The sequence below is a fragment of the Streptomyces sp. NPDC051636 genome, assembly GCF_044453765.1.
Lineage (GTDB): Bacteria > Actinomycetota > Actinomycetes > Streptomycetales > Streptomycetaceae > Streptomyces.
The window spans coordinates 22,688-34,753 of the sequence record NZ_JBITDA010000041.1 but is presented as its reverse complement, the minus strand read 5'-3'; the positions used below and the strand labels follow the sequence as shown (position 1 = coordinate 34,753).

Here is a 12,066-nt window from a genome sequence, read left to right as displayed (position 1 = left end):
GCATGAATCCGGGTCGGCCCGGCAGACCCCTGCACGGCTGGACGCTCATCGCCGCCGATGTGCTCATCAGCCTGGCATGGGCGGGCAGCGTGTGGGCGGCGTCACAGGTGGAGGCCGGCTCAGCGGTGCACATGGTCGCGCTGTTCCTGCATCTGGGGGCGCTGGTCATCGGACTGGGCTCGGTGCTGACCATCGACTACTACGGCATGCTGTGGCTGCTGGGGAGGCGGAGTCTGCGTCAGGCACTGGAGTTCGCCGGCCCGCTGCACGTGCCCATTTGGACTGGCCTGGCCGGCCTGGTGCTGAGCGGTATCGCCCTCGATCCCGACCCACGGGCACCTCTCACACGGGTCAAGCTGGTACTCGTTCTCCTGATCGCGCTCAACGGAGTGCACGCGCAAGCTCTGCACCGCACCCTGGTCGGTCGGGGAGGCGCACGGCCCCCGCGGCGGCTGCTCGTGCGTGGAGTGATCTCGGCCGTTCTCTCCCAACTCGGGTGGTGGGGGGCCGTGACGATCGGATTTCTCAACAGCCAGTCATGACCGGCGTGGGAGTGCGCTTCGTTGGCGGACAGGTCACGTGGCCAGGAGGACAGCCGCGGGGGAGGGCGATTTCGCACGGCGCCGCCACCAGGACCAGGCCGACGGCGCCCACCACCACGCCGACGCAGCCGCTTACTTACGCGGCCTGGGCGCCAGGGCGCGGCTGGGTATTTCCCCACCGCAGCCGTTCCGGTTCGCGGGGGTCACGCAGCGATGCCGCACACGAGGGACGTCGAGGCGAGCAGGAGAACGCCCGAGGCAGAGGCCACCACGGCGAGCGGATCCCTGGCCCGCAGGTGCGTCAGCACGGCGCCGAACATCAACGCGCACAGTCCCGCGCCGGCCGCGATGCCAAGCGGCCGGACCGCCAGCCCTCCAAGCAGCCCCAAGCCGCCCGCGGCCTCCAGCGCGCCGATCGCCCGCCACAACGAGGGCGACATGCCGAAGTGGTCGCGGTACTGCAGGGACCGGCGCAGCCCGTAGATCTTGATCCCTCCCGTGAAGACGAATATCGGGCCGATGGCTACAGCCAGGATGTTGCGCAGGACGTCCACAGATCGCCTCTCGAGCAGTGGGGCAGTCGCGGATGGGATACTGCTGGGGCGATGACCGATCCCACGACAACGACCGGCCCCCTCCCGACGATGCGCGATGACCAGAGGGAGGCCTCCCGGCGCAGACTGATCGACGCGGCGCTGGGGATCCTCGCCGAGGAGGGCTTCCGCGGCCTCACGGTGAAGAAGGTCGGTGATCGCGCCGGGGTCAGCCGGGGCATGGTCAACTACCACTTCGAGTCCAAGGCGGGTCTCGTCGAGGCGGTCATCAACGACATCCGCGAGGTCTTTGTCGACCGTCTCCGGGCGCTCCCCGGATACCACCGGATGACTGGGCTCGAGGCCGTGCTGGCCAAGCTGGAGCAGTACTTCTCACGTCTGGCCGAGCCGGGCCCCAGTGTCCGGGCACGTGCGCTGCTGGTGCTGCTCGTCGAGGCGGTCGGCAGCCAGGGGGACACCGCCAAGGGGTCCCTGGGCGGCCAACTCGACCTGGTCCGCACCGGCCTGGAGGACGACATCCGGCGTGGCGCCGCCGACGGCAGCGTCCGCCCCGACTGGACCCCCGCGCGCAGGCATTCCTTCTGGAGAGCCTGGCGCGCGGCGTACTGCTCCAGTACCAGCTGGAATCCTCGCGCGCACGCCTGGAGGAGATCGGCCGCGCGGCCCACGACATGGTGCTGCTGGCACTCACTCCGGACCGGAGGACCGGCTGACGCCGGCGGCCGGAGCTGACTGCGGGAGTCTGCCCGGGCACCGGCCGGATGGCTGCGCAACCGCGGTCAGACCGCACTCAGGCCGCCGTCCACCACCAGCTGCCGGCCCGTGATGTTGGGCACCCCGCCTCCCGGGTGCCGCGGAGCGGTGGTCAGAAGCCCGCGGAACCGCGCGTCCCAGCGGTCCTCCTGCAACGGCGCGACGCGGGGGAGGTGGTGGCCACCCGGGACGTTGTCGTGAGGTGCGTCAGGTACTTCCGTCGTGGCGTCGTCCATACACGCGGAGTAGAAACTGGCTGAACGCTTAGCAAGTGAAACAGTCGTTGGTGTGCAGAAGCCGGGCCGCCACGCCGAGGCGGTCCCGGCCATCGCTCACCCGCTCGGATCAAGATAATTGGCCGCGTCCGGGGGAGTGGCGCCGCCGGGCGCCACACGAGGACGGCGCCTCCCCCGGCCCGGAAGGGGTGTGGGGAGACGCCGCCGCGGCAGCTCCCGGTCCGGGTCAACGTTGCACGAAGACGTAGTCGGCCTGGTAGGGGACGCCGACGATCGTGCCCGGAGCGCACGAGCCGGTCGGAGCGACTCCGCCGACGGTGTTCAGCCGCAGGATCTCCGGGGTCCTGGCGAGCAGTCCGTGGTGCTTGCCCGACCGGGTGGCCTTGAGGTCGAGCTCGGGGATGTTGCCGTCGCCGTTGGGCGTCTTGCTGATCAGGGCACCTGTGACGGCGCTGCCGTCCGGCGCGACCCACTGCGGGGTGCCGGAGTTGGGCTTGACGAAGGAGTGCCGGATGTTGCCGCCGAGCAGGGCACTGACGTCCCGCTGGGTGAAGGAGTAACCGCCGTCGGCGGCCGGCTTGCACTCGTAGATCTGCTCGCCCCTGACCACGGACGCCTGGAAGCTGTGCGCCGCGTGGCCGAACTTGACGGCCGTGTTCACGTTGTGGAGCTGGCCGCGGACGGCGCCGCCCGGGAACTCGGCGGTGTGCAGGTTGGCGTAGAAGGAACCGGGGTCGGTGGTGAGCTTCTTGAGCAGGGCCGTGTCGTTCACCTTCACGGTGCCGGTGACGGTGTGGCCCGTGGCCTTGTCCAGCAGCTTGCCGAAGTCGATCTTGACACCGCCGTTGGTGCCCTTGGCGCCCTGGTGGATGTGGAGCGAGGTCGGCTTGCCGGTGTGGCGCCAGGCCACGGCGACGGACACCTTGTTGCCCTGGACCTTGAGGAACTCGAGCGCGGCGCCGTCCTTGTCCCCGACGGCGGGCCCGCCGGCGACGGGTACCTCGTTGGCGCCCCGCAGGCTTGCGGCGAGGATGGTGGCGGCCCTGCCGGCGTGGCCCGTGGTGGCCTGGGCCGGGATGGCCGTACCGGCGATACAACCGGCGGCGGCCACCGCGACTGCGGCGACGGTGAGGCTCTTGCGGCGTGCAGCGAACGTCGCGTTCGTAGCCATGATTCTCTTGTCTCCCCCTATGTGAGCCGACGCCCCCTGCGTCAGCTTCTGGGCATGGGTACGGACGCAATCTTGGGTTGGACTCAGTCCAGGTGTGTGATGTGCGTCGCACCGGCTGCCGCTGGAGCGCGGGCTCGGTGGCCGCGTGGGCGACGAGCCGCCTCGTCACGAAGGCCCAACTGCCGCCGAGGTCAGGGCGGATGAGTACGCTTCGGCACGTTCCGAAGGTCGCGGCGTGAGGAGGGGAGGCGCCGGGGTGGCTGCGTTCGAGGAGTTGACGACGGGCGATCCGCGACGGGTGGGCCGGTACCGGATCGTGGCCCGGCTGGGGGCCGGAGGCATGGGCCAGGTGTATCTGGGCCGGTCGCCCGGGCGTCGCGCGGTGGCGGTGAAGGAGGTGCGACGACCCGGACGTCCTCATCGTCGCGGACGCCGGATACGACGCACCCCGCCTGGCCTTCCTGCTGCAGGACCTGCCCGTGCAGGTGCTGGCCCGGATGCGCTCGGACCGCGTTCTCTGCAGGGCCGTTCCGCGCCGCAAGCCGGGCACGACGGGGCGGCCGCCCCGGCACGGCGGCGAGTTCGTCTTCGGCCAACCCGGCACCTGGGGCACCCCGGACACCGAGACCGTCACCGACACGCGCCTTTACGGCACCGCCACCGCCCGCTCCTGGGACCGGCTCACCCCAGGCTCACCCACCGCTCCTCCTGGGCCGCGGCCGATGGCACCCTCCCCATCGTCGAGGGCACCGTGATCCGCCTGGACATCGACCACCTGCCCAGCGGCGCAACACCCAAGCCGGTCTGGCTGTGCTGGTCGGGCACCGGCGCCACCCCGGCTGACACCGATCGCCTGTGGCAGGCCTACCTGCGGCGCTTCGACATCGAGCACACCTTCCGCCTGTACAAACAGACCCTCGGCTGGACAACCCCGAAGATCCGCACCCCCCAGGCCGCGGACCGGTGGACCTGGCTGATCCTCACCGCCTACACCCAACTGCGCCTCGCCCGGCCACTGGCAGCCGACCGGCGCCGACCGTGGGAAAGGCCGGTTTCCCCGGACAGGCTCACTCCCGCTCGGGTCCGCCGGGACTTTCGACACATCCGCCCCAAGGCCGCCTGCCCGGCCAGAGCACCGAAACCCTCCCGCCCCGGCCCCGGACGGCCACCAGGCCGCAAGAACACCCAGCCCACTCCACGCCACGACGTGCACACATCCCGCACGACGCATTCAACGAAACGACAAACGAAGAAGTCGGCTCTTCCCCGGCCCCGCCGCACAGGTTAAAGATCAAGCTAAGTGCTGTCCCGTAAATGATCTCCGGAGCGGTGGCTGCCTGCTCGCTGTGGTGGTTTCTGGGCACCGCTGGGGTGGGGCAGGGGCGGTGATGCTGACGCGTCAGTGCTGGTTGACCGGCCAGATGGCCGCCGGATCGCAGCGGGCCGGGCACGCCAGCAGGTAGACCTCGTTGCCCAGGAACAGCCAGTAGGTGTCGGCCCTGACGCTGTAGGGCTGTTCTGGCTGGCCGGGGTGGACAGCGAAGTCCATACCCTCAGGAACCTGGCAGACATACACCAAGTCCGCGCCGCACGCGCACCTGTAGTACTCGGGATCCTGCGCCCAGGAGGGGGTACCGCCCACCTTGAAAGTCTGGGCCCCGGCGCCCTCGTGGGGGGTATCCACGAAGGGCCGCAGAGCCAGCGGCAGCGCGCACAAGGACGGTTCGGCTTCCGGGTCCGGCAGCGCCGCGCGGCTCTGAATCAGTACACGCCAGAACGGAGCCGGGTAGGGCGGCTGCGGAGCGTCCCAGTACTTCGGTACGAGTCGGCCATCAGCAAACTGGGGGTCGGACGCGTCGTTGTGCGAACGGCAGTGAAAGACGAGGAGGTGGTCTCCGCCGAAAGGCTCCAGGTCCCAGGGGATGTCGAACTGGAAGAACAGAGCCATCCGCTCACCACAGAAGCACTCGGGCCAGTCCTGGGCCTGGTCGAGGAAGGGCCAGCCGCCCACCGAGTTCCGCGCCGGACGGACCAACGGTTCGGTTCCAACCTCGACCGTGTAAGCAGGCAGCACCGTCCGCATCCTCCTCGTATTGCGTTCGAAGATCCGCTCAGCCTAATAGCTGTCCTGTGACAGCTGGTCGCGGATGAGATGGTCTTGATGTGGCTGGTGTGATCACGGCGTCGGAGCCGTCTTGGATAGCCCCGTTCACCGGGCTGAGCCCTCGCTTGTTCGGCAAGCTGGTGGGACTGCTGCGGCGCGAGGGTGCGGATGCGGTCCGCAAGGGCCGACCGTGGGGCATTCCGCTGGAGGACCGGGCGCTGCTGGTCGCGGCATACTGGCGAACAAACTTGACGATGCGTCAGCTCGCCCCGCTGTTCGGGGTGTCCAAGTCGTCGGCGGACCGCGTCATCGATCACCTCGGGCCGATGTTCGCGCTCCAACCCCGCAAGCGGTTCGCCAAGAACACCGTCCTCATCGTGGACGGCACCCTGGTCCCGACCCGGGACCATGCCGTCGCCACGCAGTGGGTGGGTCATGTCCTCTGTGGTGGTGTAACCGCGTCGGGGGTGATGCCGCGCGTCCCCCACCCGATCGCTCACACAACACCAACGACCCAGAACCCAAACCATTCGGGATCAATAGGGCGTTGAGTTGCGCACAGAGCCCCGGGGGGTTGCTTCTGGGGTGTCTGTGTGCGCTCCGTACCATCGGGCCGTGACAGAGATCGACTACGCACTGTTCGCCGACCGCTTGGAGCGAGCGCGCCGGGGAGGGACCACGGCGCGCTGGGAGTTGCTGCGCGAGTTCCAGGAGGAGTGGGGGTACCGGCCCAGCGGCCGACCGCCGGCGGCGGACGACCCGGACGAGGAGCCGTCGGGGGGTGTGGACCCGGCGCTGCCGGTCCCTGCCGCGCTCGCCGAATGGTGGGACCTGCCGTACAACTCCTTCGTGGACCGGCCACGGCTGTACTGGACCAACCCGGAGTGGCCGCCCACCGTCCGCCCCGACCCGTCGGGTTACGGTGGCTCCGAAGGGCTGCCCCGGAAGAATGCTTTCGTCAGGCCGGACGAGGACCTGCGGGTCTGTGTGTTCATGGCCGAGAATCAGTACTGCAACGAGTGGGGTTACCCGGCGGCCCGCAGCGCTCTGGCCGACCCACCGGTGCTGGTCGCCGCCCATGACGACGACGGTGAAGACGGCTGGCAACCGCAGAGCCACTCGGTCTCCGAGTTCTTCCTGCACCTGGCCGTGCACCGGCTGCCCGCCTCCCTCGGCTGGACCGCCTGCCTCAACGGGCTGACTGGCGATACCGAGGAGCGGCTGCGTACACGGCTGCGTCCCACAGGTCTGCTGCCGTGGCGTGAGCTGGGCTCACGTACCGAACACTTCGGCGGACCGGACGTGCTTGTCGCGCACGACACCGGGTGGGGAGACTGGGAACTGACCGCGTATGGCCGCAGCCCACGGGCGCTGGAGCGGCTCGCGGAGACTCTCGGGGTGAGCTGGACGGAAGGCGTCTGCGAGCCGGAGGAGTCGTCCGGGCTGTTTCCGGAACGCCCGTAGCGAGAATGACGGCTCGGGGGCAGGCGGTCCCGGCCGGGAGGCGGCAAGGCGTTCGGCGGAGCCGTCGGCGCGGGGGGCGCGACTGCCGGACCCCGTAGGATGGCGCTGGGAAGGGGCGACTGTTCGGTGAAGCGCCCCCGCGTCGGCTGAAACGATCCACCACACGGCGTCTCACGCGGCCCGTGGAGGCGACGATGTCGCGCCCTTCGTCGTCCCCGGTCCGGCGATGCGCCGAGTTTTGAGACAGGCTTTACGCGACGCACGCAACTGCGGCACGCGCTCTCGCTGTCTGACAGGGAGCCGGGCTCGTCAGGGCCGGGGAGCGAGAGAGCGGGGCAGGTCTTGGGACGGCGGCGCAAGAGCGGCATAGGGATCGCACTTGTCACGGGAGCAATGCTGGTGGGCGCGAGTGCCTGCGGTGGGGGCGGCAGTGACAAGGCGAGGGGGGACGACCCGAAGGCGTCGGGCAAGCCGAGCGTGGGCGCCTCTGCGTCACCGACGAAGCCCGCGGGCCCGCCGATGCTGCTGGAGACGATCACCCCACAGACGGGAACCACGGTCGGCGTGGCCATGCCGATCTCGGTGGTCTTCACGGACCCGGTGGCAGCAAAGGCACGGGCCACCGTGGAGAAACACATGAAGGTGAGCGCCTCGCAGCCGGTGGTCGGTGCCTGGCACTGGTTCGGCGACAAGCGCGCCGACTGGCGGCCGGAGGAGTACTGGCCCTCCGGCACGAAGGTGAAGATCGACGTCGATATGAGGGGCGTCAACAACGGCAACGGACGCTACGGCGTGCGCCGCTACGCGCACGACTTCAAGATCGGCGACGACGTGCGCGCTGATGTCTCGGTGACCGGCCACACCATGAAGGTGACCCGGAACGGCAAGGCCGTACGCACCCTGTCGATCAACGCGGGCAGCGCCGAGTATCCGACGTGGAACGGCACGATGGCCGTCATCGACAAGCAGGAGAAGGTCCATATGACCTCCTGCAGCGTGGGCATCAGCTGCGACAAGGGCAGCCCCAACTACTACGATCTGACGCTGCCGTGGGACGTCCACCTGACCCAGTCCGGCACGTACGTGCACTACTCGACCGGCGACCCCACTCCGGGCAGCGGCAGCGCCCGCGGATCGCACGGCTGCGTCCACCTGTCCATGTCGGACGCCAAGTGGTTCTACGGCCAGGTCAAGCAGGGTGACCCCGTCACCGTCACCGGCTCGCCCCGTGCCAAGGCCGCGGCCGACAACGGCTACGCCGACTTCAACCTGGGATGGGGCCAGTGGCTGGCGGGCAGCGCGTCCGGGAAGGGGACCACCGGGCCGCTGTGATGTGCTGCGGTGGCGGCGCCAGTCAGCACTCGAGGATGCCGACCGCGAGGCCACCGTCGTACACGCCCTTCGGGCCGATCGGAAACGGCCCTCCGGCACACCCCACTCGTCCCACCGCTGGCCGAGGTCGCGAACAGCGCACAGAACTCCCCCACGAGCACCGTCGCCCCGGGTCGCCACGCCTGCTCCCGGCGCGGCTGGCCAGGAGCAGCACGGCGACCAGTGCTGCGGGTATGCGCCCTTGGTCGAACCGTGCGACCGCCGGGGCCACGAAGAAAGTTTTCCAGGACCGTGGGCAGCCATCCGACCGCATGCTGATGGGGCCACCAGGTGCCCAGGTGGGCATGGCAGTGGCTCACGCTGCGGCTGCCATACATTTGTTCCGACATCGCAAGCCGGACAGGGCAACCTCGTGGGCAGGTTGTGAGTCTTCTGGTCGATCACGCCGTGATCGGATTCACGAGGAGACCATCATCAGCGCCATACGCAAGACCTTGACCGCCACCGCCGTCGTCGGTGCCGTCCTCGCGGGCTCTGCCGCCTGCGGAACGGTGGAGCAGCTCTCCGCCGGCAAGAAGCTGGACCGGGCCTTCGAGAAGCTCGGCAAGAAGAGCACCCTCTCCTTCGAGCTCGACCTGGACACCGACGTCACGTCCCTGAAGGCGCTGGACGCCAAGTCCGAGCCTGCGCCCGGCGAGGAAATCCCGGATGACGCCGCCGAGCTGATCAGCGGCGCGAAGATCACTGTCACCGTGCAGTCGAAGAAGCCGATCGACGAGTCTGGTGAGAAGGACTTCATCGGCATGGCCATGAAGATCAGCAGCCCGGACGGCGACCTCGCCGAGTACCGGTTGATCGGCAACTACGCCTATGTCCGTGCCGACGTCGACACCATCGGCAAGATGATGGGCAGCCCGGTACCGGCCGTTGAAGACCTGCCTCCGGAGGCCGGGGCGTTCAAGGACGTCATCGAGGGCAAGTGGGTCAAGTTCGACACCAAGGAGATGGAGAAGGCCGCCGGCGAGGGCCAGGGGGCCCAGGGCAGTCCCGCGCCCGACCCGTCCCTCGACGCCAAGACGCAGAAGAAACTCGTGAAGGCCCTCCGCGAGGTCGTCGCCCGCGAGGTGAGTTTCAAGACAGCCGACGGCGGGGACGGCACCGAGCACATCACCGCCACGGCCCCCTTCCGCACGCTGATCACCGAGCTGTTCGGCGAGATCCGTCCGCTGGCGAAGGAGATGCCGCCCGGCATGGAGCTGCCGACGGACAAGGACCTGAAGGACGCCCCCGACACCAAGGTGACGGCGGACTTCACGCTCAAGAACGGTGAGCTGGCCGAGGTCGACGTGGACCTCGCCAAGTTGGCCGAGAACGCCAAGGTCAAGAAGCTGGTCCTGACCCTGCGGATGGGTGAGGGCACCAGGCCCACCGCCCCGGCCGGTGCCACGAAGCTGGACCTGCACGAATTCATGGAGGACTTCTTCGTCGGCCCGGGGACGAGCGATGCCGACTTCTCCGATAGCGACCTCGCCGACCAGGACTTCCCAGAGGACGAGCTCTGATCACGCCGAGCGCGTGAAAGCGGTCATGAAGCGACCCCCGTCACCATGGGCGGGCTGTGCGGAATGCACCGCCCGGCGTAAAGGGGGGGCACCCGTTGGGTCTCCACGGGCAGGTCGCCGTGCTGCTCCCCGCACGCGCGGGGAGAGGGAAGACGCCGTAATCGCCGTGCCGAACCCGAATGGAACGCACCCTGTCCCGGCTGAAGATCGCCGCACGCTTCTACCGCGGGCTCACTGCGCGCGGTGTGGCTTGTGCCGAGCGACGCGCAGTCGTACCTCGCTGGCCCAGTCGACGCCGGTGGAGCGGCGAGCGTTCTGCAGCGGGCCCGCGCTCAGCTCATGGAGTATGCGGCCGGGCGCACCGTGCGCAGTGAGGGTGACGTCGATGTGGTTCTTCGGATGGTGCGACGTGCCGGTGATACGGGCTTGCGGCAAGGCCTCGTTGGAACCCCTCGGAGGCCTTGCCGCTTCCCTGTCCTGCCGCGCGAGGGGTTCGGGCCGAACGGAGGGATCTGCCGGCTAGGCGACTGCGATCTTCAGCGTGCCGCCGGCCAGGGCGCTGACGCTGGCCGAGGTCCCGGGCGCAACGGTGACGCTGGCGCTGCCGCCACCGGAGAACACCAGGGTGACGTTGGTGTTGTTGGTCACCGTGGCGACTGCCGATACCTGGATACCGGTGTCGAGCGTGGTATCGGCGGAGAGCTTGAGGCCGGGAACGGTGATCGTGCCGCCCGTCGACAGGCCGATACTCACTGAGCCGGTCACGGCCGCGGTGGACTGTGTGTGGGCGATCGTGGTGGCCTGGGCGGGGGCTGCCGAGGCGGCGGGCTGGAGAGCGATCAGGGTGCCCGCGACCACGAGCGCGGCAGCGGCGATCTTGGCTGAGAGGTGATGGGTCGAACGCATGGGAACCTCCATGGCAGAAGACGAAGACCTCTGTTCCCAGACCGCGGCCGCGCCTGGCTGTACAGCTCTCACGTAACCGTATGTAGCTCTGCGGACGCAATGCGACTAATCACCCATCCGTGGGGCGCATGGGGGTGCCGGCCGGATCCCGGTCAGTGCTTGACCTTGCCCCGTTGTGACCTGCTGTTGCTCAGTTGTTCGTTTCGTGGCGGAGGCTTGTGCGGGGCCGAGGGGTCGGCGACAGGCGTTACATGCGTTGAGCTGGCTGTTTGTCCCCGGTAGCCGCGGGCCTGCATCTCCAGGAACAGCCGGGTGCCGCTGACCTCTCCCTGCGCCTCGGTGAAGCGGGCGTTCAGGTATACCTTGAACGGCTCCAGCACGCCGTTGGGACGGCGTTCGCGAGCGGAGGCGAGCAGTTGGTCGAGGTCGGTGTCGCGGAAGCGGCGGACCGTCTTGCGGTCGAGGTTCAGGCGTCGGGCGATCGCGCTGATCGTCCAGCGTTTCTCCAACAGGCGGTGGATGTCCTCGTAGCGGTGGCGGGTGCGCTCGATGATCTGTGTGCGGGGCAGTTCCGTGGGCGGTAACAGCATCGGGGCCACCTCGGGCGCCTCGGTCACCGTCTCCTCCTCAGCGCGTTTGCGCAGGCAGTCGCGGTGCTGGTGGCAGGCCTTCTCCACCGCGGCGGACAGGTTCTGAAGCAAATGCCAGCGATCAGCGACTTCGAGGGCATCGGGGGCGGCTTCCCTGACCGCCTTGGTGTAGGCGGTCGCCCGGTCCCGGCAGATGATCTCCGCGCCGGGATGCTCCTTCAGCCAGGCCGCGAACGTCTCGGAGGGACGGTCGGGCAGCACGTCCACGACCCGGCCGGCCTCGACGTCGACCAGCACGGTGCCGTAGGTGCAGCCCTTACGGAAGGCGAACTCGTCCACCCCCAGCGCCCGCGGGGCACGGTCCGGCACGCCGGCGCCGTCAGCAGCCTGAGCAACCGCGTCCGGCCCGCGGTCAGCCGCAACCGGCGGCACAGCCGTGCGGCAGGACGGCCGCCGAGCTCGATCGCGATCGCCCGCAGCCAGCCCACCAGCCCGGTGCTGGAACGGCGGTAGCGCGCGGACAACCCCGCGCCACCTGCTCGACGAACGTCGCGCGGGAGCAGCTCCCACGGTCGCAGAAGTACCGGCGCACCCGCAGCCGGACGATGACCCGGAGTGAGCCCAACGGCCGTTCGTCCAGGGTGCGTTGATACGTGCTGTGTACGCGGCGGGCCTGCTTGCGGCAGCTCGGGCACCGGCCCGGACGGGCCGTCGACACCGCCTCCACCACCAGGATGCCGGAGGAGTCGCTCACGCCCTCCACCCGCACATCGATCCCGGGAAACAGCACATCCTCAACTGTCTTGCTCACCACGGCAGGAAGTACGCTGCCGAAACGATCCCGCGTTCCCG

13 protein-coding genes and 2 pseudogenes are annotated in these 12,066 nt (G+C 69.2%); 7 read left to right on the top strand and 8 right to left on the bottom strand.

All coding sequences use genetic code 11. From position 1 onward, the window contains the following. The first annotated feature begins 2 nt into the window (after window positions 1-2). Entirely contained in the window at window positions 3-542 is a 540-nt protein-coding gene (locus tag ACIBBH_RS38930; protein WP_399413138.1) for a hypothetical protein, read from the top strand. A gap of 203 nt (window positions 543-745) precedes the next feature. Here the strand turns inward: ACIBBH_RS38930 and ACIBBH_RS38925 are convergent, their stop codons facing one another. Further along, the gene (locus tag ACIBBH_RS38925) at window positions 746-1,096 is read right to left on the bottom strand and encodes a DoxX family protein (protein ID WP_399413137.1); all 351 of its coding nucleotides are present in this window, start codon (window positions 1,094-1,096) and stop codon (window positions 746-748) included. Between the two features lie 90 nt (window positions 1,097-1,186). Here ACIBBH_RS38925 and ACIBBH_RS38920 point away from each other — a divergent pair, with 90 nt between their 5' ends. After that, complete coding sequence (locus ACIBBH_RS38920) at window positions 1,187-1,828, top strand: TetR/AcrR family transcriptional regulator (protein ID WP_399413135.1); 642 nt, start codon at window positions 1,187-1,189, stop codon at window positions 1,826-1,828. Between the two features lie 47 nt (window positions 1,829-1,875). Here ACIBBH_RS38920 and ACIBBH_RS38915 read toward each other — a convergent pair whose 3' ends face one another. Continuing rightward, window positions 1,876-2,085 carry a hypothetical protein gene (locus tag ACIBBH_RS38915; protein ID WP_399413133.1) on the bottom strand — a complete coding sequence of 70 codons (210 nt, stop codon included), beginning with the start codon at window positions 2,083-2,085 and terminating at the stop codon, window positions 1,876-1,878. A gap of 226 nt (window positions 2,086-2,311) precedes the next feature. Further along, window positions 2,312-3,256 (bottom strand): CHRD domain-containing protein, encoded by a 945-nt coding sequence (locus ACIBBH_RS38910; protein ID WP_399413131.1) that lies wholly within the window; start codon window positions 3,254-3,256, stop codon window positions 2,312-2,314. Between the two features lie 404 nt (window positions 3,257-3,660). On the opposite strand from ACIBBH_RS38910, the pseudogene ACIBBH_RS38905 reads away from it, so the two are divergent. Next, a pseudogene (locus tag ACIBBH_RS38905) lies at window positions 3,661-4,544 on the top strand (transposase); the annotation flags it as partial. Window positions 4,545-4,655: 111 nt separating this feature from the next. On the opposite strand, the gene ACIBBH_RS38900 reads toward ACIBBH_RS38905, so the two are convergent. Then, window positions 4,656-5,339, bottom strand: coding sequence for a hypothetical protein (locus ACIBBH_RS38900; protein ID WP_399413129.1), 684 nt, complete (start codon window positions 5,337-5,339; stop codon window positions 4,656-4,658). A gap of 80 nt (window positions 5,340-5,419) precedes the next feature. Here ACIBBH_RS38900 and ACIBBH_RS38895 point away from each other — a divergent pair. The 4 genes and pseudogenes from ACIBBH_RS38895 to ACIBBH_RS38880 form a co-directional block, all read left to right on the top strand. Next, window positions 5,420-5,779 (top strand): annotated as a pseudogene (locus ACIBBH_RS38895) (transposase family protein); the annotation flags it as partial. 196 nt (window positions 5,780-5,975) lie between these two features. Beyond that, window positions 5,976-6,824, top strand: coding sequence for a hypothetical protein (locus ACIBBH_RS38890; protein ID WP_399413127.1), 849 nt, complete (start codon window positions 5,976-5,978; stop codon window positions 6,822-6,824). 393 nt (window positions 6,825-7,217) lie between these two features. After that, window positions 7,218-8,156 carry an Ig-like domain-containing protein gene (locus ACIBBH_RS38885; RefSeq protein ID WP_399413125.1) on the top strand — a complete coding sequence of 313 codons (939 nt, stop codon included), beginning with the start codon at window positions 7,218-7,220 and terminating at the stop codon, window positions 8,154-8,156. Window positions 8,157-8,650: 494 nt separating this feature from the next. Beyond that, window positions 8,651-9,718: a hypothetical protein gene (locus tag ACIBBH_RS38880; RefSeq protein ID WP_399413123.1), complete on the top strand. Its 1,068-nt coding sequence runs from the start codon at window positions 8,651-8,653 to the stop codon at window positions 9,716-9,718. 231 nt (window positions 9,719-9,949) lie between these two features. Here the strand turns inward: ACIBBH_RS38880 and ACIBBH_RS38875 are convergent, their stop codons facing one another. The 4 genes from ACIBBH_RS38875 to ACIBBH_RS38860 form a co-directional block, all read right to left on the bottom strand. Beyond that, on the bottom strand, window positions 9,950-10,153 hold the full coding sequence (locus ACIBBH_RS38875; RefSeq protein WP_399413121.1) for a hypothetical protein: 204 nt from the start codon (window positions 10,151-10,153) through the stop codon (window positions 9,950-9,952). Window positions 10,154-10,237: 84 nt separating this feature from the next. Further along, complete coding sequence (locus ACIBBH_RS38870) at window positions 10,238-10,624, bottom strand: hypothetical protein (protein ID WP_399413119.1); 387 nt, start codon at window positions 10,622-10,624, stop codon at window positions 10,238-10,240. Between the two features lie 152 nt (window positions 10,625-10,776). Next, on the bottom strand, window positions 10,777-11,583 hold the full coding sequence (locus ACIBBH_RS38865) for a transposase (RefSeq protein ID WP_399413117.1): 807 nt from the start codon (window positions 11,581-11,583) through the stop codon (window positions 10,777-10,779). A gap of 43 nt (window positions 11,584-11,626) precedes the next feature. Next, window positions 11,627-11,932, bottom strand: a complete 306-nt coding sequence (locus ACIBBH_RS38860) for a transposase family protein (protein ID WP_399413176.1) — start codon at window positions 11,930-11,932, stop codon at window positions 11,627-11,629. Window positions 11,933-12,066 lie beyond the last annotated feature (134 nt).

What these genes read in the sequence shown, in the direction of transcription:
- ACIBBH_RS38885 (WP_399413125.1), top strand. Translation starts at nt 7,218, where the DNA reads ATGCTGGTGGGCGCGAGTGCCTGCGGTGGGGGCGGCAGTGACAAGGCG.
- ACIBBH_RS38870 (WP_399413119.1), bottom strand. Translation starts at nt 10,624, where the DNA reads ATGCGTTCGACCCATCACCTCTCAGCCAAGATCGCCGCTGCCGCGCTC.
- ACIBBH_RS38910 (WP_399413131.1), bottom strand. Translation starts at nt 3,256, where the DNA reads ATGGCTACGAACGCGACGTTCGCTGCACGCCGCAAGAGCCTCACCGTC.
- ACIBBH_RS38900 (WP_399413129.1), bottom strand. Translation starts at nt 5,339, where the DNA reads ATGCGGACGGTGCTGCCTGCTTACACGGTCGAGGTTGGAACCGAACCG.
- ACIBBH_RS38920 (WP_399413135.1), top strand. Translation starts at nt 1,187, where the DNA reads ATGCGCGATGACCAGAGGGAGGCCTCCCGGCGCAGACTGATCGACGCG.
- ACIBBH_RS38915 (WP_399413133.1), bottom strand. Translation starts at nt 2,085, where the DNA reads ATGGACGACGCCACGACGGAAGTACCTGACGCACCTCACGACAACGTC.
- ACIBBH_RS38930 (WP_399413138.1), top strand. Translation starts at nt 3, where the DNA reads ATGAATCCGGGTCGGCCCGGCAGACCCCTGCACGGCTGGACGCTCATC.